This window comes from Ruegeria sp. AF1 (assembly GCF_056542125.1).
The window spans coordinates 59,061-80,449 of the sequence record NZ_JBQFZG010000011.1 but is presented as its reverse complement, the minus strand read 5'-3'; the positions used below and the strand labels follow the sequence as shown (position 1 = coordinate 80,449).

Below are 21,389 nucleotides of genomic sequence, written 5' to 3'. Positions count from 1 at the left end.
GTGGTGGGGCTTAACGTTCGGGAATGAAAGACAATCCTGACACAAGCTGTCGCAGGCCAAGAGCTGCTCCGGCAAAGATCGCCGCAAAGGTTATGGGCGCGCTATAGGCCAGCAGAGAAAAAGCGGAGATGCCTTGCCCGACACTGCATCCAACCGCAATTATTGCCCCGGGCCCCATTATCGCCGCCCCCAACATCTGCCGCTTAAGCTCACGTGGATCTTCGCAGGCTTCCCATCGGAAATGACCTTTTGACCATGACCCCAGGAAAGCACCAATCAGAACCCCTGAAACCGAACCGACCGCAAACGAGAGCGTGTTGCCTGAGGCGGTCATGAGATAGAACACGGTATCACCCAAAGGCGCGGCAAACGTGTGTGTCTGCAAGGTCTCACCGTCAAACCCGTGTGTGGCTACCCAATTGGTGCCAAGCCAGCCTGAAACGACTGCCAATCCGACCGCCGCACCCCAAAAAACCTGCGCAGGTGATTTACGAAAACGATCATTTGTCAGGGCAAACACTACTATGGCAGAGCCGACAAGCGTTCCTGTAACCCATGCAGGTATCGACGTCAGCCGTTCGGCAAGGAAGCTGACGCTTTGTGGATTACCGAGATCCATGGCTTCGGGAAAAAGCCAGATCCTGACATAGGCCAGAGGGCCGGACATGACCACATATGCGGAAAGGCCCACGATCAGGACAATGACGAATGACCGAAGGTCACCGCCGCCAAGGCGCGCGAGCGCGCCATAGCCACAGTTTCCGCTGATGGCCATGCCATATCCGAACATCAATCCGCCAATGACCGATCCGATCGGATTCCACGTCTGCGCAATATAGGTCGTGCTGAGTGGATCAATCCACCCTAACGCCATGCCCAAATGGCTGCCGACGATCGCAACACCAATCGCGACGGCCCACATACGCAGGCGCCGGTCGTCATTTGCATAAAGATAATCTTCAATCGCACCCAAGGTGCAGAACCGCCCAATGCGAGCGGCAAGCCCAAGTACAATGCCGCCGACCAGACCGACCAGCGCAACTGTATTGGCGTCTCCCAGAAGTTCGAACATGGCCAGTCTCCTCCCAAAGCTGGCGGTGTTTCTCTCGGGCTTCTACTTGTCCCGACAGAAAAGATTGTAGACGACTTCCAGAATCTGAGTCGACCGGTCGTCCGCCAATCTGTAGTAGATCGTTTTGCCTTCGCGTCGTGTCTTGACCAGCCCTTCAAAGCGCAGGCGGGACAACTGTTGGGAAACGGCAGCCTGTCTGGCCGACAGCATTTCCTCCATCTGCGTGACGGATTTCTCACCAGATGACAAATAACACAGAATCATCAGCCGCCCCTCATGGCTGATCGCCTTGAGGAAATTGGACGCCGTCTGGGCGTTATCCATCATCCTGTCCAAGTCCTCGTTGTACATGTCCTTGGTGAACACGGGCAGTTTCGACTGTTTGTCCAACAAGATCCTCTCGCTTTCGTGGCTTCACGTATTCAAAACAGTATATGTAAATCCTGGGGATTTAACCAGAGCTCTCGATCATTACTCCGGCGTCACGTAGTAAAACACCCAATAGCCCCCAGAAAAAGTCTTCGCCAGGATAACCCTCGATCCGGCCGATTTCATGACCGTCCTCCAGCAATACAAAGGTCGGCGTATAGAAAAGGGGCCGATCCAGGATAATCCATTCGGGCGTGGTTGCGTGGATGTCCGTTCGTTGCAATGGGGCAACTTTTCCTTCCGCTGTCAGCGGGTAGATTTCGGAAATCTCGGCGTCCCAGCGGGCGCACCACATGCACCCGTCTTCTTCCGCCATCAGCAACACCATTTCGGCCCGCGACGCAGCAGGCCAGATCAACAATGTGATGACGAACAATGTTTGAATTGCGTGACGCATCAAAAGCTCCGATTGACCGAGGTGGTATATCTTTATTATTTTGAATGTATGAATAATAGCCTGTCAGGACTGATTTGACCATGCTCGACATCACGTTTGCAGGGGCTCTGATCGCGGGGCTTTTGTCTTTCCTGTCCCCCTGCATTCTGCCCATAGTCCCGTTCTACCTAAGTTATCTGGCGGGTGTCGGGATGGAGCAGATTTCGGCTGGTTCGACGATCACCCCGGATGTTCGCCGCCGGGCGACCCTGTCAGCGATAGCTTTTGCCGCCGGGATCATCACGGTCTTCATGGCGCTTGGGGCCACGGCGTCGATCTTTGGTCAGATGGTACGCGCGTATTTCGACATTCTGCGATGGATCGCTGCGCTCATCATCATCGCGATGGGCCTGCATTTTCTGGGTCTTTTCCGTATCGGGTTCCTGTATCGACAGTTCCGTGCAGATATCGGCAAGACGACAAATGTAAGCGTGATCGGGGCATATGTTCTGGGGCTGTCTTTTGCCTTTGGCTGGACGCCTTGCGTCGGGCCGGTTCTGGCGGCGATCCTGTTCACGGCGGCCGGAACCGAAACCGCTTGGCGCGGTGCCGCGCTTTTGTTTGTCTATGGGGTTGGCATGACGGCGCCGTTTGTTCTGGCAGCCTTTTTGGTTCGACCCTTCATGCAATGGATGGCGCGCTTCCGGAAACATCTGGGAATCATTGAAAAGGCGATGGGTGTCTTGCTGATTCTTTTTGGCATCCTGATCGCGACCAATACCATAAATCTAATCGCACAATGGATGCTGGATCACATGCCTTGGCTGGCGGCCATCGGCTAATTCGGGAGGACACCATGACACGGGTAATACTGTTCTTGATTACAGGGCTGTTTGCAGGGGCGGTTTCCGCAGCTGAACTGGGGGATGACGGTCTGCATAAAACGCCGTGGATGCGAGACACGTTCAAAGACCTTCGTGAAGACCTTGAAGAGGCGAGGGGGGAAGGTAAGCGGCTGGTTCTGTTCATTGAACAACAGGGCTGCATCTACTGCAAAAAAATGCATGAAGAGGTTTTCCCCCAACCCGACCTGTCTTCGTATATCGAAGAAAACTTCTTTGTCGTTCAGCTGGACTTACACGGAAGCACCTTGGCCACCGATTTTGACGGAGAAGAAGCCGAGCAAAGATCACTGATGCGCAAATGGGGGATTCTGTTCACCCCTACATTGGTTTTCTTACCGGAGGACGTATCAGAGGATGCCACAGCAATCGAAGCGGCCGTTGCGGTCATGCCCGGGGCGTTCTCGAAGGGAACGACCCTCGATCTTTTTACCTGGGTCAATGAAAAACGGTACGAGCTTGATAATGGGGAAGATTTTCAACGGTATCATGCGCGCCGCATTCAAGAGCGAAACAATGTTTCGCAAGATTGATGCGGCGCAATATAAATAAAAAAATTCATTAAGATGAATTTAATGTTGCGATGAACCCTGCCCGTCGACTACGGTACACAGAGGCTTTGGGTCGCAAAGCGCCATCGGCGCGGTAGCAAATGGGAGGGATCATGAAGCTGAGACACTTGACTTTGGCTTGTATCATAACAGGCAGTGCCGCCATCGCGGCAGAAACAGGACCAAAAGACGTACAGTTTGACGATTATGGCGCGGTGGAGGCTTCATTGACCGGCGTCGCTGGCGATGCGGCAAACGGTGCGGTCATCGTGGGCGAGAAATCCAAGGGCAACTGTGTGGCCTGTCATCAGGTCACGGCCTTGGCGGATATTCCGTTCCATGGCGAAGTCGGTCCGCTGCTGGATGGGGCCGGGGATCGGTGGTCCGAAGCGGAGCTTCGAGGATTGGTTGCAAATGCCAAGATGACGTTTGACGGAACGGTCATGCCCGCCTTCTACAAGGATGACGGCTATATCCGCCCGGGCGACGCCTATACGGGCAAAGCCCCATCAGGGCCTTTGACGTCAATCCTGACTGCACAGGAAATCGAGGACGTCGTTGCGTTCCTCGCAACCCTTAAAGAACAATAATCACGCTTTCAGGCGTGAATTCGTGAGGATCCAAAGGAGATTGAAAATGGAAATTTCTCGTCGCGAGACTCTGGCTCTTGGTCTGGGCGCTGCGGTCCTGACCCTGATGCCGTTCCGCGCAAATGCGGCTGCGGAAGACGCGATAGCTGCGTTTACTGGCGGTGCAGACATGGCCGACGGCGGTGTGACACTGACGGCGCCGGAAATTGCCGAGAACGGAAACACCGTTCCGATCGAAGTCAGCGCACCGGGTGCGGCTGCAATCCTGATCGTAGCAGCCGGAAACCCCGAGCCCGGCGTTGCCACGTTCAACTTTGGCCCGCTGGCTGCTGCACAGGCGGCTTCGACCCGTATTCGACTTGCCGGAACGCAGGATGTCATTGCTGTGGCCAAAATGGCTGATGGCAGCTTTGCCAAGGCCTCGGCAACCGTAAAAGTGACAATTGGCGGCTGCGGCGGCTGATCGCCACGCGCCCTGAAGAACAGGAGAACAACCAATGGCATCCGGTGTAAAACCCCGCGTCAAGGTTCCAAAAACAGCCGCTGCTGGCGAAGCAGTCACGATCAAAACGCTGATCAGCCACAATATGGAAAGCGGTCAGCGAAAGGACAAGGAAGGCAACGTTATCCCGCGGTCGATCATCAACCGATTCACCTGCGAGTTTAACGGCCAGCTCGTGATAGACGTGGCCATGGAACCAGCGATTTCGACAAACCCGTACTTTCAATTCGATGCAACCGTGCCCGAAGCCGGGGAATTCGTCTTCACGTGGTATGACGATGACGGTTCTGTTTACGACACAAAAAACTCGATCGAGATCGCCTGACGGCTCGACCGCAATGGCAGATCAGCGCCGGTGGTGAAACCTGCGCTGATCACCCAAGGGAGGAACGCAATGAATAAAAAAGCACTCACGGCGATCGCGGCAGTTCTGGCATTCCCAGTATCAGTGGCCGCCGGACCTGACGAAGACAAGTTGGTGATCAACGAAGAACTGGAAATGGTTTCGGTGACCGAAGCCCCGGCCCATGTCGAGAACTTCGATACGATCTACTCGGGGTGGCATTTCAGGACCGATGAAACCCAGGCTTTGCAGATCGACGATTTCGACAACCCGGCGATGGTATTTGTCGATCAGGCCTCGGACCTGTACCAGACTGTCGACGGGGCGGCTGGCAAAAGCTGCGCGTCCTGCCACGGTGACGTGGAAAGCTTTGATGGGTTGCAGGCGTCTATGCCCAAGGTCGATGCGGAAACCGGCAAGCTGGTTGTAATGGAAGACCTGATCAACAAGTGCCGCACGGAACGCATGGAAGCGGATGCGTGGAAGTGGTCGGGTGCGGATATGCAGGGTGTGGTGGCATTGATCGCTCTGCAATCGCGTGGATTGCCCATGAATGTCGCCATTGATGGTGATGCGGCCCCGTATTGGGAGCAGGGCAAGGAAATATATTACACACGATATGGTCAGCTGGAGCTGAGCTGCGCCAACTGTCACGAAGACAACTGGGGCAACATGATCCGGGCCGACCATCTGAGCCAGGGGATGGTCAACGGTTTCCCGACCTATCGTCTGAAACAGGCCAAGCTGATCTCGCGCCACAATCGCTTCCGCGGCTGTATTCGCGATACACGCGCTGAAACCTTTGCAGAAGGCTCGGACGAATTCCGCGCACTGGAGCTTTATGTAGCATCGCGCGGCAATGGGCTTTCGGTCGAAACGCCGTCGGTACGCCAGTAACAAAGAACCCGCGCCGGGATTGTCGGGCGCGGGTTTTTAATTTCTACTACATTCACACATTTATATGTGAAACAGGAAAGCCGACAGATGATATCGCGACGTGATTTTCTACAGGTCTCCATGGCGGCCTCAGCGCTGTATGGGGCATCCGGTTTCGGGAACTGGGCAAGGCTGACGGCCCAGCAAAGCCTGAGCCAGGACCAGTTGCTGGAATTTGAGACCTTCGGAAATATCAGCCTGATTCATATCACCGATATCCACGCGCAGCTTAAACCGATCTACTTCCGCGAGCCCGAGGTCAATCTGGGCATCGGAGACGCGCGCGGGCAAATGCCGCATGTGACGGGGGCCGCGTTTCGCAAGGCTTATGGGATCGAAGATGGCAGCCCGTCCGCCTATGCGCTTACCTACAATGACTTTGCTGCATTGGCAAAAACGTATGGCCGCGTCGGAGGGCTTGACCGGGTCTCGACTGTTATCAACGCCATCCGTGCCGACCGGCCAGATGCGCTGTTGCTGGATGGGGGCGACACCTGGCATGGCTCGTATACCTGCTATCAGACGGCGGGTCAGGACATGGTCAACGTGATGAATGCACTCAAGCCCGATGCGATGACATTCCATTGGGAGTTCACGTTGGGCAGCGAGCGGGTCAACGAGATCGTCGAAGGTTTGCCCTTTGCGGCGCTAGGTCAGAATATCTTTGACGCGGAATGGGATGAACCTGCGGAACTTTTCAAGCCCTACAAGTTCTTCGAGCGCGGTGGGGCCAAAGTTGCCGTTATCGGACAGGCTTTCCCGTATATGCCAATTGCCAACCCCAGTTGGATGTTCCCGGAATACTCGTTCGGGATCCGGGATGAGAACATGCAGGCCATGGTGGACGAGGTGCGCGACGCCGGTGCCGATGTGGTCGTTGTCCTCAGCCATAACGGCTTTGACGTGGATAAGAAGATGGCGAGCCGTGTTCAGGGGATTGACGTAATCCTGAGCGGTCACACCCATGACGCATTGCCTGAACCGGTTCTGGTCGAAAAGACGCATATCATCGCGTCCGGCTCGAACGGAAAGTTCGTCAGCCGCGTTGATCTGGACGTGCGGGATGGCCAGATGATGGGGTTGAAGCACAAGCTGATCCCGATCTTTTCAGACGTCATCGCGCCTGATCCGGCAATCACGGCCCTGATCAACGAACAGCGTGCACCATATGATGCGGCGCTAAGCGAAGTGATTGGCAAGACGGACTCGCTGCTGTATCGTCGCGGAAACTTCAATGGCACGTGGGACGATCTGATCTGTGACGCACTGATCAGCGAGCGCGAGGCAGACATTGCCATGTCGCCGGGTGTGCGCTGGGGACCGTCGATCCTGCCCGGTCACGAGATCACGCGCGAGGATATCTGGAACGTCACCTCGATGTCTTATCCGAATGCGTATCGCACGGAAATGACGGGTGAGTTCATTCACGTGATCCTCGAGGATGTTGGCGACAACCTGTTCAACCCCGATCCCTATTACCAGCAGGGTGGCGACATGGTGCGTGTCGGCGGACTTGGATACCGTATCGATGTGACCAAACCGCAAGGGCAGCGGATCAGCGACATGACCCTGCTCAAGACTGGTGAGGCGATTGATCCGGCGAAATCCTATGTTGTGGCCGGTTGGGCCAGCGTCAACGAAGGCACCGAAGGCCCGCCCATCTGGGATGTCGTCGAAAACCACATTCGCAGCCAGGGTACCGTAACTGTCGAACCGAATACATCGGTCGAGGTGATCGGAGCCTGACAGCGCGAACCGAACTTCAAACATTGAATACAAGATTTGCTGATCGAATGACGGAGGCAAACAAGATGAGCGAGAACCCAAGGGGAAAAGCCCCATCGCGTCGCCAGTTTCTAAGCGGTGCCGCCGCGGTTGGCGTAGGTGCGGTCGGAGCCTCAGCGGCGCGCGCCGCAGGCCCTGACCCGCTGATCACGCAGGTTCAGGAATGGGCACAGTCAACGGGCGAAGGCGTGGATGCAACCCCCTACGGCCTGCCAATCCAATTCGAGAGTGATGTTGTACGGCGCAATGTCGAGTGGTTGACCGCAGACACGATCAGTTCGATCAATTTCACGCCGATCCACGCGCTGGACGGTACGATCACCCCGCAGGGATGCGCGTTCGAGCGGCACCATTCGGGTGCGATCGAGCTGAGCAAGGCGGACTACCGTCTGATGATCAACGGTCTGGTCGAAACTCCGCTGATCTTCACATATGAAGATCTGGAACGTTTCCCGCGTGAAAACCGTATCTATTTCTGCGAATGCGCTGCCAATACCGGTATGGAATGGGCCGGTGCGCAGCTCAACGGCGCGCAGTTCACGCACGGAATGATCCACAACATGGAATACTCCGGTGTGCCGCTGCGCACCCTGCTGGAAGAAGCGGGGGTAAAGACCGAAGGCAAATGGGTTTACGTCGAAGGCGCGGATGCTTCCTCGAACGGCCGCTCAATCCCACTGGAAAAGGCAATGGACGACGTACTTGTTGCGTTCAAAGCCAATGGAGAGGCTTTGCGCAAAGAACACGGCTATCCGGTCAGGCTGGTCGTTCCCGGCTGGGAAGGCAACATGTGGGTTAAGTGGCTGCGCCGGGTCGAGGTCACCGAGATTGCTATCGAAAGTCGCGAAGAGACATCCAAGTATACGGATACACTCGAAGACGGAACATCACGCAAATGGACATGGGTAATGGACGCCAAATCGGTCGTCACCTCGCCCAGCCCGCAAGCGCCGATCACGCATGGGCCGGGGCCGTTGGTGATCACCGGGTTGGCCTGGTCCGGGCGGGGCTCGATTACCGGCGTCGATTTGTCGGTGGATGGTGGCAAAAACTGGTTTCCTGCGCGTCTGGCGGCCCCCGGAACAGACAAGGCGCTGACCCGGTTTTATTTGGACCATAACTGGGACGGTACAGAGATGCTGTTGCAGGCCCGCGCCAAGGATTCGACCGGTTACGTCCAACCCAGCAAAGCTCAGCTGCGCGACGTGCGTGGTGAGAACTCGATCTACCACAACAATTGTATCCAGACCTGGTGGATCAAGGAAAGCGGAGAGGCGGAAAATGTCGAAGTATCGTAAGCTATTGGCCGCCTCGGCCCTTGGGTTGTGCGTGGCGGTTCCAGCCCATGCAGACAAGCTTGGACTTGGGCGCCCTGCGTTGCCCGAAGAAATCGCAGCATGGGACCACGACGTTGCACCTGACGGAACCGGATTGCCCGAAGGGTCCGGCGACGTGTTCACCGGTGAAGAGGTCTTTGCCGAACGGTGCGCGATCTGTCATGGCGATTTTGCAGAAGGTGTGGGCAATTGGCCGAAACTGGCGGGCGGCGAGGGCACGCTTGCGGATAAGGACCCGCTGAAAACAGTGGGCTCCTTCTGGCCGCACCTTTCGACGGTATGGGACTATGTGAACCGTTCGATGCCGTTTGGAGACGCACAATCGCTGGAGCCTGACGATGTTTACGCGATTGTCGCCTATATCCTGTATTCCAACGACATCGTTGATGATGAGTTCACGCTGTCGCACGAAAATTTCCTTGAAGTGGAAATGCCGAATGCCGGGGGTTTCATCGTGGATGACCGCGAAACGGCCGAGGCGCATTTCTGGACGGATGAGCCATGCATGGTGGGTTGCAAAGAAGGCGTGGAAATCACCATGCGCGCCGCCGTTCTGGATGTAACGCCTGACGAAGCCGGGGCTGAAAGCGCGGACCCGGCATCTGTTTCCGAGGAAGCACCCGTCGAGGTCGAAGAAACCGCTGACGACACAGCGGCACTTGATCCCGAAATGATCGAAAATGGCGAAAAAGTTTTCAAGAAGTGCAAGTCATGCCATCAGGTCGGCGAGGGGGCCAAGCATCGCACGGGTCCGGCATTGAACGGCGTTGCCGGTGCCAATGCGGCCGCCGTCGAAGGCTTTAAGTACTCCAAGGCCATGAAAGCTGCCGCCGAGGATGGCTTGATCTGGACGGATGAAGAGATGGCCGCGTTTCTGGCCAAGCCTAAAGCCTACATGAAGGGGACACGTATGTCCTTTGCCGGGCTGAAGAAACAGGATGAAATCGACGCGGTCATCGTTTACCTGAAGTCGTTCGGAAGCTGATCATGTGGCGGCGGTGGGCAACAGGTGTCATGTTTGCTGCGAGTATCCTGACAACTGCCGCCACCGCGACCGAAGACTTGGGCGATGCTGTAGCCGGCAAACTTGTGTTTGCCCAATGCAAAGAATGTCATCAGGTCGGCGCCGGTGCTGAAAACAGGATCGGTCCGCACCTGAATGGTGTATTTGGCCGCCGGGCTGCCGGGCTAGAGGAGTTCACCTATTCCAAAAGCCTGATCCGTGCAGGTACTTCGGGGCTGGAATGGCACGCCGACACATTGTCGGCTTACATTGAAAACCCCCGCGCATTCGCATCCGGCACCAGAATGAGCTTTCGTGGGCTCGAGAACCCGGAAGATCGGGCCAATGTAATTGCCTATTTGCGTGTGTTTTCCGACAACCCGCAGGACATCCCCGAAGCCGACCCAACGGCAAAGAGAACGGACCATTCCGTCAACCCCGAAATCCTCGCGATACAGGGTGATCCAGAATACGGCGAATATCTGAGCAGCGAATGCACGACATGCCACCAGATAGAGGGAGGCGATGATGGGATTCCCTCGATCGTTTACTGGCCCGACCAGGATTTCGTTGTCGCCATGCACGCCTACAAGGACAAGCAGCGGCCCCATCCCGTCATGCAGATGATCGCGGGCCGCCTGAGCAGCGATGAGATCGCGGCATTGGCCGCTTACTTCAACAACCCACAGTGACAATGCCCAAGGGGAGGAAACGCGATGACACTCAACAGACGGACATTTCTGGGAACCGCAGGGGTACTTGCCGCCGGGCTGTCGGCCCCGATGGTGCTGGCGCAGGGAAAGCCCCGTGTCGTGGTGGTCGGGGGCGGGGCAGGCGGCGCAACCGCCGCGCGCTATATTGCCAAAGACAGCAAGGGCGAGATTGACGTCACCCTGATCGAGCCGTCCAAAACATATTACACTTGTTTTTTCTCGAACCTGTATCTGGGCGGGTTTCAGGAGCTTTCGGACATTGCGCACAGCTATGGCACGCTTGCCGCAAAATACGGTATCAACGTGGTTCACGATTGGGCCGTGGGTGTCGACCGCGACGCCAAAACCGTCTCGTTAGCGGGTGGCGGATCTATTCCATATAACAAACTGATCCTGAGTCCGGGTATCGACTTTGTCGATGGCGCGGTCAAGGGGTGGGATGTGACTGCACAAAACAAGATGCCGCATGCGTATAAGGCGGGCTCTCAAACCGAGCTGTTGAAGGCGCAGGTTCTGGCGATGCCCGAGGGTGGAACCTTTGCGATGGTCGCGCCGCCGAACCCGTACCGTTGCCCCCCCGGACCTTATGAGCGGGTTTCGATGGTTGCGCATGTGCTGAAGGCGAACAATCCGACAGCGAAAATCATCATTGCTGATCCGAAAGACAAATTCTCCAAGATGTCTTTGTTCCAGGAAGGTTGGGCCGACCACTACGAAGGCATGATCGACTGGATCGGAGAGGATTTTGGCGGCGGCAATGTCTCGGTCAATCCGGATGCCATGACGGTGACCATCGATGGTGAAGAAACCAAGGTCGATGTCTGCAACGTGATCCCGGCCATGAAAGCCGGGCGTATTTCGGAAATGGCCGGTGTGACCGATGGCAACTGGGCACCGGTGAACGCGGCGGACATGTCATCGAAAGCTGACCCTGACATCTATGTTCTTGGTGATGCCAGCCAGCAAGGCGACATGCCGAAATCCGGTTTTTCGGCCAACAGCCAGGCGAAAGTCTGCGCCAATGCCGTTCGCGGTGCATTGACCGGATCAAAGATATTCCCGGCCAAGTTTTCGAACACGTGCTGGTCGCTCATTGATACGGATGACGGGATCAAGGTTGGTGCGACTTATGAAGCAACGCCAGAAAAGATTGCCAAGGTGGACGGCTTTATCAGCCAGACCGGCGAAGACTCCGACCTGAGAAAAGCAACCTACCAAGAGTCGCTGGGTTGGTATGCCGGTATCACATCGGACATGTTCGGTTAAGAAACGCCAAGGCTTTGACCGGTGTCAAAGCCTTGGCGGTGAAATCTGAAGAAATGTGGTTCAGGAGGAGGAACATCATCATGAAACACTTTATCGCATCAGCCGCTTTTTCGGTTGCATTAGCAAACCCGGTTTTTGCAGGGGAGGTCATTGCCGTCCCCTTTGACGGCAGCTTTGATGACGCCACCTTTGCCGTTGAATCAGCAATTGTTGGGCAGGGGCTGGTTATCGATTATGTGAGCCATGTTGGTGACATGCTGAACCGGACGGGGGCGGATGTCGGCAGCGACAAGCAGATCTTCACAGCCGCTGAAATATTTATCTTTTGTTCCGCAAAGCTCTCGCGCGAAATGATGGAGGCCGACCCGATGAATATCGGCTATTGCCCCTACGGGATCTTCGTGGCCGAGGACGAAGGCGGTGTCAAAGTGGGCTACCGAAGCTATCCTGACGGACCGATGGAGAAAGTCGAAGCCCTGTTGGCCGGTATCGTAGAAGAAGCCGTTGGAAACTGACATGAACTACCAACAGTTTTTTCTTGATCAGCTAGGGCAATTGCAGGCCGAAGGAAATTACCGGGTCTTCGCCGAGCTTGAGCGTCATTGCGGAGCATTTCCAACTGCACACAACCATGCAGAAAACGGACCTGAGAAAGTCACAGTCTGGTGCTCGAACGATTATTTGGGAATGGGTCAGCATCCAAAGGTTCTGGCGGCCATGCACCGCGCGATCGACACCTGTGGCGCAGGGGCTGGCGGGACTCGGAATATTTCGGGGACCACGCATGAACATGTTCTGCTTGAGCAGGAGCTTGCGGATCTGCATGGCAAGGAAGCAGCGCTGCTATTCACGTCCGGGTATGTTTCAAATTGGGCTGCTTTGGGAACTCTGGCTTCGCGAATTCCCGGTATCACGGTTCTGTCCGACGAATTGAACCACGCGTCGATGATCGAGGGTATCCGTCACAGTCGTTGCGCAAAGCGGGTCTGGAAGCATAACGATTTGAAGGACCTTGAACGACATCTCATGGACCTGCCATCCAACGCACCAAAACTGATCGCGTTTGAAAGTGTGTATTCGATGGATGGCGATATCGCGCCGATTGCCGAAATCTGCGATCTGGCGGATCGGTACGGCGCGATGACCTATCTGGACGAGGTTCATGCCGTCGGGCTGTATGGGCCGCGCGGTGGCGGCATCGCTGAACGCGAAGAGCTGATGGATCGCCTGACGGTTATCGAAGGCACGTTGGGCAAAGCGTTCGGCGTGGTTGGTGGATACATCGCGGCGTCAAAGGAACTTGTCGACTTTGTCCGTTCCTTTGCCAGCGGATTTATCTTTACCACAGCATTGCCCCCGGCCGTCGCCGCCGGCGCCGCAGCATCCGTCCGGCACCTCAAGCATAGCAATGAGGAGCGGTGCCTGCATCAGCAACGCGTAAGCGAGGTTCGGAGCAGGCTGGACGCTTTGGGCATCCCGCACACGCCCAACCCAAGCCATATTATCCCGGTCATGGTCGGTGATCCGGTCAAGTGCCGCTTCATCTCGGATGTTTTGATGCGCGACTACGGGATTTATATCCAGCCGATAAACTATCCTACTGTCCCGAAAGGCACCGAACGCCTTCGGATTACGCCGTCACCTGTACATTCGTCAGAAGATGTAACCCTGTTGGTCGAGGCGTTGGGTGCATTGTGGACACAGTGCCAGCTTGCGCGCAAACCGATGGCCGCACAGTGAGAACTTGACGGAAGGCAAAGACGGACACGTAAAGAGGTGAGAGTTTTGTCTATGGAACGCCTCATCGATCTGCTGGGAGATTCGGGCACATTGGCTGCCGCCGGTTTGCTTGTTGGCATCCTGTTCGGAGTCACCGCTCAGAAATCTCAATTCTGTTTGCGGGCATCCACTGTTGAAGTCGCCGAGGGCGAGCTTGGCCCCCGTCTGGCCGTCTGGCTGGTCGCGTTCACGTCGGCGCTGACGCTGGTACAGGGGTTCGTCTCGATTGAATGGCTGGATTTGTCCGAGGCGCGGTCAATTGCGTCGACAGGCAGCCTGAGTGGCGCGGTGATCGGCGGTTTGATGTTTGGCGTCGGAATGATTTTGGCGCGCGGATGCGCGTCGCGCCTGTTGGTGTTGGCCTCATGCGGCAACCTTAGGGCAATGGTGACGGGGCTGGTTCTGACGTTGGTCGCGCAAGCGGCTTACACAGGTGTGCTCAGCCCCGCGCGCGAGGCGCTGTCCGGTCTTTGGACGATCGCAGGTGGCAACGCGCGCGACCTTTCGGCACTACTTGGATTTTCGCCGATCGCATACTCCGCCTTTGCCGCGGGGACATTTGTTCTGGCCGTTGCGTTTGCAGCGCGCCTGCAGGTTACAATGACAAAGATTGTCATGGCAGCCGGAGTTGGTGTCGCTGTGGCGCTTGGCTGGTTGATGACATTTGCGATTGCACAAGCCTCCTTCGACGTCGTGCCGGTGTCTTCGGTCACGTTCACCGGCCCGGCAACGGACACATTGATGGCGCTGGTGGCTGAGCGGAAAATTGCCCTGTCCTTTGGCATTGGTCTGGTTCCGGGCGTTGCAATTGGCGCCGCTGTTTCTGCCATTCTTTCCGGCGAGTGGAAGATCGAACAATTTGGCCCGGATACTCCGATGGAGCGCTACCTTGTGGGGGCCGTCTTGATGGGATTTGGTGCAATGTTGGCAGGTGGCTGCGCCGTTGGTGCCGGATTGTCCGGGGGATCGTCCTTGTCGCTAACTGCGTGGCTTGCCGTCTTCTCGATGTGGGTCGGGGCCGTCGCCACCCATCGGATGATGATGCGAATGCTCGTTCTTCGGCGGTCCTGACTTATTCGAATTCCATCTGTTCGTAGACACGACCGGCGTTTTTTGTGGCCAGTTCCTCGAACGTGTCCAAATGGGCATAAAGGGTTTGGTCGACGTAATAGGCCTCGGCCAGATCCCCGCCTGCATCCATATGTTCGCGTATCTTTGCGCGCAGGTAGACCAGATAATCATGTGTATACCGGCGCACCTGATCCATGTTCGTAGGATGACCGTGCCCGGGGATCACATATGTGGCTTCCAGTGCCTCGAACTCATTGTCCCAGGTCTCAAGCCAATCTGCGGTGTAGGTGTCCTGAAAGATCGGCAGCATACGTTCGTGAAATGCCATGTCACCCGCGATGACAAGGCTTTGATTGGGCAACCAGATCGAAATGTCGCCGGGGCTGTGCGCAGGTCCAAGATGTTTGGCCTCGATGCGAAAATCGCCGAGTTCGACGATGTATTCATCGTCAAACGTTTCTGTCGGACCGGCCAGAAAAGTTCCTTTTGCCTTGTCCTTGTTATATGCCTGCATCCCTTCAAGGATTTGCGGCCCATATTCTTCGAATTCAGCCGCCGCATCTGAATGAGCAACGATGGGCACTCCAAGTTCCGACCAGTAGGCGTTCCCCAGCATGGCGTGCCCCTGACCGTTTTCGTTAAAGACAAGCTTCACGGGCTGATCCGTGATCGCTTGGATCTCCTTGTGAAGCGCTTCGGCAAGCGCATAAGCCGCGCCACCGTTGATGACGACAACGCCCTCTCCGGTCACGATGAAGCTGAGGTTGTTGTTGTGGCCCGAATTCTCATAGGTTGGGGGTGCGGTTGCGCCTATGGCAGAAAAGACGCCGGGAATAAACTCGACAGGTTTCGAGTAAAGAACGCTCTGCGGGTACTGGTCAGCAATATCCTCACTGGCCCAGGTTTGTGTGGCCAGGGTACAGGCAATCAACAAAGCGCGCATCATGCAGGCTCTCCAATAAATCGATAGGTCGAACCGGCCTTTTCGACACGGCCAAATCCGCCATTTGGCAGATGGAATCCAATAATATTCATTTGGGCATGAGAAATCTGATCCAGCAGCGATTTCCGTGCACTTGCCGCGGCGTCGGGGTCCTGATCCGTACCGCTGCGCCAGTCCGGACGCTCGAACGCGACGTGCGGATTGCCGAGCGCATCGCCCACGACCATCACCGCGTCACTGCCTTTGCGAATCTCGAAGGCCATATGTCCGGGCGTGTGCCCGAAACTAGCGCGTGCTGCGATACCGGGAAGGATTTCCTGCCCCTCATCAAAAAACGCAACCATGCCTTCGATGGCTTCCATGCGCCGCTTTGCGCCCACCGCGAAGGCCGTGCGGTCGGCCCCTATCGTTTCCACGGTTGCGGGGTTCCACCAATAGTCCCATTCCGTGCGGCCAAGATGAAATCTGGCATTGGGAAAGAGTGGATCTCCGAAGTCGTCCAGCACACCCCAGATGTGATCTGGATGTGCATGGGTGAAGATCACCTGCGTGACCTCATCCGGAGACAACCCGACGGCGTCCAGAGTTTCCGGAAGTTTGCCAGCGGTTTGCATGAAGTCGGGCCCGGCTCCAACGTCGAACAGTATGGTATTCTGGTCATCGCGGTAGAGCACAATGTTGCACTCGGGCTGGTAACTGGTCAGATCTGCCTGATAGCGGTTCAGAAGTTCTGTTAGCTCTGCCTCGGGCATTGCGCCAAAGACCATTTCGGGCGGCAACGACAGATACCCATCTGACAAAGTCGAAATCCTTGCCGATTGGCCAATTGTCATCTCCGCAATCGCAAAGCTGGGTCGCAGGCAGAGCGCCAGACATGCGCCCTGAGACAGGAAGGTGCGCCGGGAGAAATGTGGGTCTCTGCTCATACACAATCATTAAGATGAATGTTTTTATTTGTAAATGATGAATGACGCGGACGGCACATTATCTCTGGGGCTTTCCACCACTTGCGTTGGAATGTTCGCAGCAAGGTGTCGCACATCTGGCCCATCCCAAAGTACCTTTGACACGTCTTTGCGAAGCAGATACGGAATGGACTACCTGGAGCGGCGGTGAAAACCTGTGCATCGCGGCGCAGGATGTCCTGTTGCAGGTGCAGGGCACCCGCCACGGCTTGCAGGAGATTTCAACGCAAAGCGACCTACCAGGACACTACAATTGTGACGTCACCCAGCCAGCGCATGCGGCAGGTGTTCAACCAGAGCCCGTTGCACGACCGCAAATCTTGGCGTGTGTGCGATTTCCTCTAGCGTCGCGACCCAAAGTGGAACCTCGATTCTGGGATCAATGTCGTTCAACCTGTGAAGCCGGGGATCAGCGTCGCCAATAAAAGCAGGTAACAAAGCTCGCCCCGCACCCGATGCAACCATCTGCTGAAGCACCAGAAAACTGTCTGCTCCGTTTGTCATGTCATCGGCGCGAACATGTTCAGCCAACCATTTGGCCGGGAGTGAACGGCTGAGAGCCCCATCAAGCCGCATCCATTTTTGGTCACGGGTACCGTCACTGTAAACCCCAAAGAACAACGTTCCTGCGCGCTCTCCGGTCAACCCTTCACCAAGTTGAACTGAAGGGCGGACAACTATATCCGCAGTTAACCTGGTCAGATCATGGTGACTGTTACCGCTGAGGATCGTCAGTTCGAGGCTCGGATAGAGGGCGGAAATTGAGTTTAGTATCTGTGGCAGGACAAACTGGCAAAGGCTGTCCGTGGACGCGATACGCACATGACCCGCAGGCGAACGATTTGCGCCCACAACGGCGCGTTCTACCGAAAGCACGGCGTCTTCAACGCTTTCCATGGCGGACAGAATTGTTCTGGCTTCGGGAAGTACTGAATACCCTGACGGGTCTTTCCGAAAAACAACACAGCCATATCGGTGTTCGAAGGCGGCAACTCTGCGCAGGACGGTTGCATGTGCAACGCCCAGGGCTGTCGCCGCCGCATTCAACGAGCCGTGTTTGCTGACGGCGAGGGCATACCGAATATCGTCCCAATTGTCGTTGTTCATAAATGAACAGGTGAGGCCGAATAACAAACAATTACAAGAAAAATCGTTCAAGCTATCATATGGCACATTAAACAGGGAGCCACACCATGATTAAGAAGTCTTCGATCTTTGCGGCAGGTCTTTTGTCCTTGGCCGTAGTTGGAACTGCAATTGCTCAGGATAGCGAAAACCCGGCTGTAAAAGCGCGGACTTCGATTATGCAGCTTTACGCTTTCAACCTTGGCACGCTGGGCGCCATGGCCAAGGGAGAGGCAGAATATGATGCCGAAGCGGCTACGCGAGCCGCAAATAATATTGTCGTTGTGTCGCAGATCGACCAGTCCGCGATGTGGCCAGCCGGATCGGATAATGTGTCAGACCCGTCAACCCGCGCCTTGCCCGCTATTTGGGAAAACTTCGCAGATGTCGGGGCCAAAGGGCAGGCACTGGCCGATGCCGCTGTTGCGATGCAGGCTGCGGCAGGTCAGGACGTTGAAGCTCTGAAAGGGGCGATGGGCCAACTTGGCGGAGCCTGCTCGGCCTGTCACAAAGCATACAGAGCACCGGAAAATTAAAGGAGTATTGATCAGTGCGGCGCATTCTACTTTTCGCCGTTCTAGTCATGCTTTTGGTCGGGTTGGCCGGTTTGCTGCTGACCCGACCGCAAAGGGTTGATCCAGCCCGGTTGGCCGGTCTGACCCCCGACGTGACCAGAGGGGCGTCTGTCTTCTATTCAGCAGGATGCGCCTCGTGCCACTCGGCCCCGGATGCCAGCGAGGAAGGAAAGCTTGTTCTAGCAGGCGGGCGCCGGTTTGAAACGGATTTCGGTACGTTTGTAGCTCCAAACATCTCCAGTGATCCAGACACCGGAATTGGATCATGGTCCGTGCTGGATCTGGCCAATGCCCTGAAACACGGAACAGGACCAAAGGGACAACATTATTACCCGGCCTTTCCCTATACCTCTTATGCCAAGATGACGGTCGAGGACGTCGCGGCGCTTCATGCGTTTTTGAACACCCTGCCTGCATCTGATGCGGCAAGTATCCCGCATGACGTTGGTTTCCCTTTCAATATCCGGCGCGGGCTGGGGTTGTGGAAATTTCTGTTTTCAGGCTCGGGCTGGGTGATTGAAGGTGATTTGACCGACCAGCAAATCCGGGGGCGGTATCTGGTGGAAGCTTTGGGGCACTGCGCGGAATGCCATTCACCGCGAAACGGACTGGGAGGGTTGAAGCGGGATCTCTGGCTGACCGGAGCGCCAAATCCGAATGGCAAGGGGCGCATCCCCGGTCTGACCACCGCCCAGCTTGACTGGTCCGAGGCTGACATCGCTGAATATCTGAAATCCGGTTTCACACCGGATTATGACAGCGCCGGAGGCGAAATGGTCGAAGTCATCGAGAACACCTCGAAACTAAGCGATGAAGACCGATTGGCCATTGCTGCTTATCTGAAATCCGTTCCCGTTCAGTGAATTGGCTACTGGTTGCAGAAACTCGGGCATTTGTCAGCGCAGGTCTTATGACACTGGTTCTGAGCAACGCAAAAAACGTTTGGATTGCTGGGTCAAACCAGCACGGCTACATTGCTCAGATCTCTGGCAATGCGGATCAGCGGGCATTGCTCTCCTATGGTTAACCGCCCCGCGTCGGATAATCCTGTCACTTCGGCGGGTATGCGAGTTGCGGCAGCCAATGCGTCTTCCAACGGCACTTCTGCCTGCGTGGTCAGAACACGCAGTGCTGTGGTCAAGTCCAAATCAGCCCCCGCTAAAGTGCCATCAGACAGTGTCAAACGGCCGTCTTTGCGGGAAATGCGGCGGCCTTCCAGTTCGAACATGCGCTGGTCTGTGCCAGCCGGTGCCATCGCATCGCTGACCAGAAATATCCGGCCTGGGCCCCGCTTGGCGGCCCAGGCTGTGCGCATGGCTTCAGGGTGAACATGAATACCGTCTGCGATCAGTCCGGCGTTTAATCGACCCGAGGTCAGAACCGCCCCGACAAGCCCGGGAGATCGATTGCCAAGTTGGCTCATTGCGTTGAACAGATGCGTGACGCAGGACGCACCGGCTTCGGCATAGGACAAGCAGGTATCAAAATCCGCATCACTGTGGCCCAGCGAAACAACGGCGCCTGCTGAGACCAGCGCTTTCACCTGCGCAATTGACACGTTTTCTGGCGCAACCGTCAGCATCAATGCGGGCAGGGCATGCGCAGCCGCGACAAGCGTCGTCAGGTCCTCGTCATCCATGGGGCGGATCAGGGCTGCATCATGGGCACCTTTCCGAGCCACCGAAAGATGCGGCCCTTCCAGATGCAGGCCAGCGATCCCCGGAACACCCGCAGAAATCGCGGCCTTGACCGCTTCGATGGCGGCGCGGGTCTTGGCTGCGGTATCCGTGATCAGGGTGGGAAGGATCGAGGTCGCCCCAAGCGTCCGGTGCGCCTTGGCGATGCGTGCCAGTGTTTCGACAGACGGGGCGGCGTTGAACATCACTCCGCCGCCGCCATTCACTTGCAGGTCAACATAACCGGGCGCCAGTATATCGCCTTGCAGGTCGACAAGCTTGCCAGCGTCTGTCTTCACGTCAACGCCTATGTCAGCTATGCGGCCCGACTCCAGCCGCAGCGCGGCACCGTCGTGCAATCTGGTGCCGTCGTAAACAAGCCCGCCGTGGTAGGTGATCGCCTGGCCGCTCATACCGTTTCCGTCACTTTTCGCAGGTGACGTGGCGCATCCGGGTTGATCCCGCGCTGTACTGCGACCTGCTCGACCATTGAATAAAAGGACACGATAGCCGCCACCGGGTCCGTCAGCCAGTGATCCGTGCGGACATGAGGCAGCACCTCGGCCTTTGTGACCATTGCGCTGGTGGCAAATACCTGTGCTCCTTTGGCCGCGAGCGTGTCGGCAACCTCGGCCAACAGCGGCTCAGCCGGATCATTGGCGGCAAAGGCAATAACCGGGAACCCGCCTTCCACGATCGAGACCGGGCCGTGCAGCACCTCGGCCGAGGAATAGCTTTCGGCATGGATCTGGCAGGTTTCTTTGAATTTCAGCGCAGCCTCGTTCGAGATTGCTACGCTTGGTCCGCGGCCAAGCGTATAAAGCGAGCTTTGGGTGACGACAGCCGCCGCTTTGCTCCAGTCACACCGCGTGGCGGCATCAAGGTGCTTGGGCAGGTCACGCAGCGCAGCCAGAAGATCTTTGTCGCCTTTCAGTTCCGCCAGCAGCCAAAGCCCGGCAACCAGCGAGGTCACGAATGTCTTTGTCGCCGCTACACTAAGCTCAGGACCCGCGTGCAGCGGCAAAGCCGCCTCAGCCGCCAGTGCAAGGGGCGACGACGGATCATTTGTGATTGCCACCGTGCTGGCCCCGGCCTTTCGGGCACTTTTCGTAAGCTGCACGATATCCGGGCTTTTTCCTGATTGTGAAACAGAAAGGCAAAGCGCCCCGGCCACATGCAGGTCGGCGCCATACACGGACGCGACTGATGGGCCGACGGATGCCATGGGCAAACCAAGAAGCAGTTCGCTTGCGTATTTCAGAAATGTGCAGGCGTGGTCCGAAGAGCCACGCGCCGCCGAAATCATGAACTTCAGCCCGCCGTTCCGGGCGACGTCCGTCGCTGTGCTCAGGGCATCTCCGCCATTGCTGAGTAATCGCTCGACAGCAACAGGAATCTCTTCGATTTCCTGACGCATCAGGGTCGTTTTCGGGGTCATCGGGGCAGCCTT

The 21,389-nt window shown here is 56.6% G+C and carries 24 protein-coding genes; 16 read left to right on the top strand and 8 right to left on the bottom strand.

Annotated elements, in window-relative coordinates; genetic code table 11:
- Positions 1-10 precede the first annotated feature (10 nt).
- From ACR0BK_RS14805 to ACR0BK_RS14795, 3 genes are all read right to left on the bottom strand, one after another.
- Entirely contained in the window at positions 11-1,072 is a 1,062-nt protein-coding gene (locus tag ACR0BK_RS14805; protein ID WP_480555211.1) for a YeeE/YedE family protein, read from the bottom strand.
- A gap of 42 nt (positions 1,073-1,114) precedes the next feature.
- The gene (locus tag ACR0BK_RS14800; RefSeq protein ID WP_480520690.1) at positions 1,115-1,423 is read right to left on the bottom strand and encodes a metalloregulator ArsR/SmtB family transcription factor; all 309 of its coding nucleotides are present in this window, start codon (positions 1,421-1,423) and stop codon (positions 1,115-1,117) included.
- A 100-nt stretch (positions 1,424-1,523) separates the two neighbouring features.
- Entirely contained in the window at positions 1,524-1,898 is a 375-nt protein-coding gene (locus tag ACR0BK_RS14795) for a hypothetical protein (RefSeq protein WP_480520623.1), read from the bottom strand.
- Between the two features lie 80 nt (positions 1,899-1,978).
- Between ACR0BK_RS14795 and ACR0BK_RS14790 the strand changes: the two genes are divergently transcribed.
- From ACR0BK_RS14790 to ACR0BK_RS14725, 14 genes are all read left to right on the top strand, one after another.
- Positions 1,979-2,719, top strand: a complete 741-nt coding sequence (locus ACR0BK_RS14790; protein ID WP_480555209.1) for a cytochrome c biogenesis CcdA family protein — start codon at positions 1,979-1,981, stop codon at positions 2,717-2,719.
- Positions 2,720-2,733: 14 nt separating this feature from the next.
- Positions 2,734-3,312 carry a thioredoxin family protein gene (locus ACR0BK_RS14785; protein ID WP_480520688.1) on the top strand — a complete coding sequence of 193 codons (579 nt, stop codon included), beginning with the start codon at positions 2,734-2,736 and terminating at the stop codon, positions 3,310-3,312.
- Between the two features lie 131 nt (positions 3,313-3,443).
- Positions 3,444-3,920: a sulfur oxidation c-type cytochrome SoxX gene (gene soxX, locus ACR0BK_RS14780; RefSeq protein WP_480555208.1), complete on the top strand. Its 477-nt coding sequence runs from the start codon at positions 3,444-3,446 to the stop codon at positions 3,918-3,920.
- A gap of 46 nt (positions 3,921-3,966) precedes the next feature.
- Complete coding sequence (gene soxY, locus ACR0BK_RS14775) at positions 3,967-4,383, top strand: thiosulfate oxidation carrier protein SoxY (RefSeq protein ID WP_480555207.1); 417 nt, start codon at positions 3,967-3,969, stop codon at positions 4,381-4,383.
- 34 nt (positions 4,384-4,417) lie between these two features.
- Positions 4,418-4,747, top strand: coding sequence for a thiosulfate oxidation carrier complex protein SoxZ (gene soxZ / locus ACR0BK_RS14770; RefSeq protein ID WP_480495914.1), 330 nt, complete (start codon positions 4,418-4,420; stop codon positions 4,745-4,747).
- A gap of 69 nt (positions 4,748-4,816) precedes the next feature.
- The gene (gene soxA / locus ACR0BK_RS14765; protein WP_480555206.1) at positions 4,817-5,662 is read left to right on the top strand and encodes a sulfur oxidation c-type cytochrome SoxA; all 846 of its coding nucleotides are present in this window, start codon (positions 4,817-4,819) and stop codon (positions 5,660-5,662) included.
- Between the two features lie 87 nt (positions 5,663-5,749).
- Positions 5,750-7,447, top strand: coding sequence for a thiosulfohydrolase SoxB (gene soxB / locus ACR0BK_RS14760; protein ID WP_480555205.1), 1,698 nt, complete (start codon positions 5,750-5,752; stop codon positions 7,445-7,447).
- Positions 7,448-7,512: 65 nt separating this feature from the next.
- A complete protein-coding gene (gene soxC / locus ACR0BK_RS14755) occupies positions 7,513-8,784 on the top strand; it encodes a sulfite dehydrogenase (RefSeq protein ID WP_480555204.1) in 1,272 nt (423 codons plus the stop codon).
- Complete coding sequence (locus tag ACR0BK_RS14750) at positions 8,768-9,808, top strand: c-type cytochrome (protein WP_480555203.1); 1,041 nt, start codon at positions 8,768-8,770, stop codon at positions 9,806-9,808. The genes soxC and ACR0BK_RS14750 overlap by 17 nt, the downstream gene beginning before the upstream one ends.
- A gap of 29 nt (positions 9,809-9,837) precedes the next feature.
- A complete protein-coding gene (locus ACR0BK_RS14745; protein WP_480478212.1) occupies positions 9,838-10,518 on the top strand; it encodes a c-type cytochrome in 681 nt (226 codons plus the stop codon).
- Positions 10,519-10,542: 24 nt separating this feature from the next.
- Positions 10,543-11,805, top strand: coding sequence for an FCSD flavin-binding domain-containing protein (locus tag ACR0BK_RS14740; protein WP_480555202.1), 1,263 nt, complete (start codon positions 10,543-10,545; stop codon positions 11,803-11,805).
- 80 nt (positions 11,806-11,885) lie between these two features.
- The gene (locus ACR0BK_RS14735; RefSeq protein ID WP_480520613.1) at positions 11,886-12,320 is read left to right on the top strand and encodes a DUF302 domain-containing protein; all 435 of its coding nucleotides are present in this window, start codon (positions 11,886-11,888) and stop codon (positions 12,318-12,320) included.
- A gap of 1 nt (position 12,321) precedes the next feature.
- Complete coding sequence (hemA, locus tag ACR0BK_RS14730) at positions 12,322-13,545, top strand: 5-aminolevulinate synthase (protein WP_480555201.1); 1,224 nt, start codon at positions 12,322-12,324, stop codon at positions 13,543-13,545.
- Positions 13,546-13,596: 51 nt separating this feature from the next.
- Complete coding sequence (locus tag ACR0BK_RS14725; RefSeq protein ID WP_480555200.1) at positions 13,597-14,655, top strand: YeeE/YedE family protein; 1,059 nt, start codon at positions 13,597-13,599, stop codon at positions 14,653-14,655.
- Between the two features lies 1 nt (position 14,656).
- Here the strand turns inward: ACR0BK_RS14725 and ACR0BK_RS14720 are convergent, their stop codons facing one another.
- The 3 genes from ACR0BK_RS14720 to ACR0BK_RS14710 all read right to left on the bottom strand — a co-directional run bounded on the left by ACR0BK_RS14720 (position 14,657) and on the right by ACR0BK_RS14710 (position 17,670).
- Positions 14,657-15,601, bottom strand: a complete 945-nt coding sequence (locus tag ACR0BK_RS14720) for an MBL fold metallo-hydrolase (RefSeq protein ID WP_480555199.1) — start codon at positions 15,599-15,601, stop codon at positions 14,657-14,659.
- Positions 15,598-16,524, bottom strand: a complete 927-nt coding sequence (locus ACR0BK_RS14715; protein WP_480555198.1) for an MBL fold metallo-hydrolase — start codon at positions 16,522-16,524, stop codon at positions 15,598-15,600. Before ACR0BK_RS14715 ends, ACR0BK_RS14720 begins: the two co-directional genes overlap by 4 nt.
- Positions 16,525-16,824: 300 nt before the next feature.
- A complete protein-coding gene (locus ACR0BK_RS14710) occupies positions 16,825-17,670 on the bottom strand; it encodes a LysR family transcriptional regulator (RefSeq protein ID WP_480478105.1) in 846 nt (281 codons plus the stop codon).
- Positions 17,671-17,756: 86 nt separating this feature from the next.
- On the opposite strand from ACR0BK_RS14710, the gene ACR0BK_RS14705 reads away from it, so the two are divergent.
- Together ACR0BK_RS14705 and ACR0BK_RS14700 are read left to right on the top strand one after the other, a co-directional pair.
- Positions 17,757-18,224, top strand: coding sequence for a c-type cytochrome (locus ACR0BK_RS14705; RefSeq protein ID WP_480478107.1), 468 nt, complete (start codon positions 17,757-17,759; stop codon positions 18,222-18,224).
- 14 nt (positions 18,225-18,238) lie between these two features.
- On the top strand, positions 18,239-19,126 hold the full coding sequence (locus tag ACR0BK_RS14700) for a c-type cytochrome (RefSeq protein ID WP_480555196.1): 888 nt from the start codon (positions 18,239-18,241) through the stop codon (positions 19,124-19,126).
- A 92-nt stretch (positions 19,127-19,218) separates the two neighbouring features.
- Here the strand turns inward: ACR0BK_RS14700 and nagA are convergent, their stop codons facing one another.
- Both nagA and ACR0BK_RS14690 read right to left on the bottom strand, forming a co-directional pair.
- Positions 19,219-20,352 carry an N-acetylglucosamine-6-phosphate deacetylase gene (gene nagA, locus ACR0BK_RS14695; protein WP_480520603.1) on the bottom strand — a complete coding sequence of 378 codons (1,134 nt, stop codon included), beginning with the start codon at positions 20,350-20,352 and terminating at the stop codon, positions 19,219-19,221.
- The gene (locus tag ACR0BK_RS14690) at positions 20,349-21,377 is read right to left on the bottom strand and encodes an SIS domain-containing protein (RefSeq protein ID WP_480520601.1); all 1,029 of its coding nucleotides are present in this window, start codon (positions 21,375-21,377) and stop codon (positions 20,349-20,351) included. Before ACR0BK_RS14690 ends, nagA begins: the two co-directional genes overlap by 4 nt.
- Positions 21,378-21,389 lie beyond the last annotated feature (12 nt).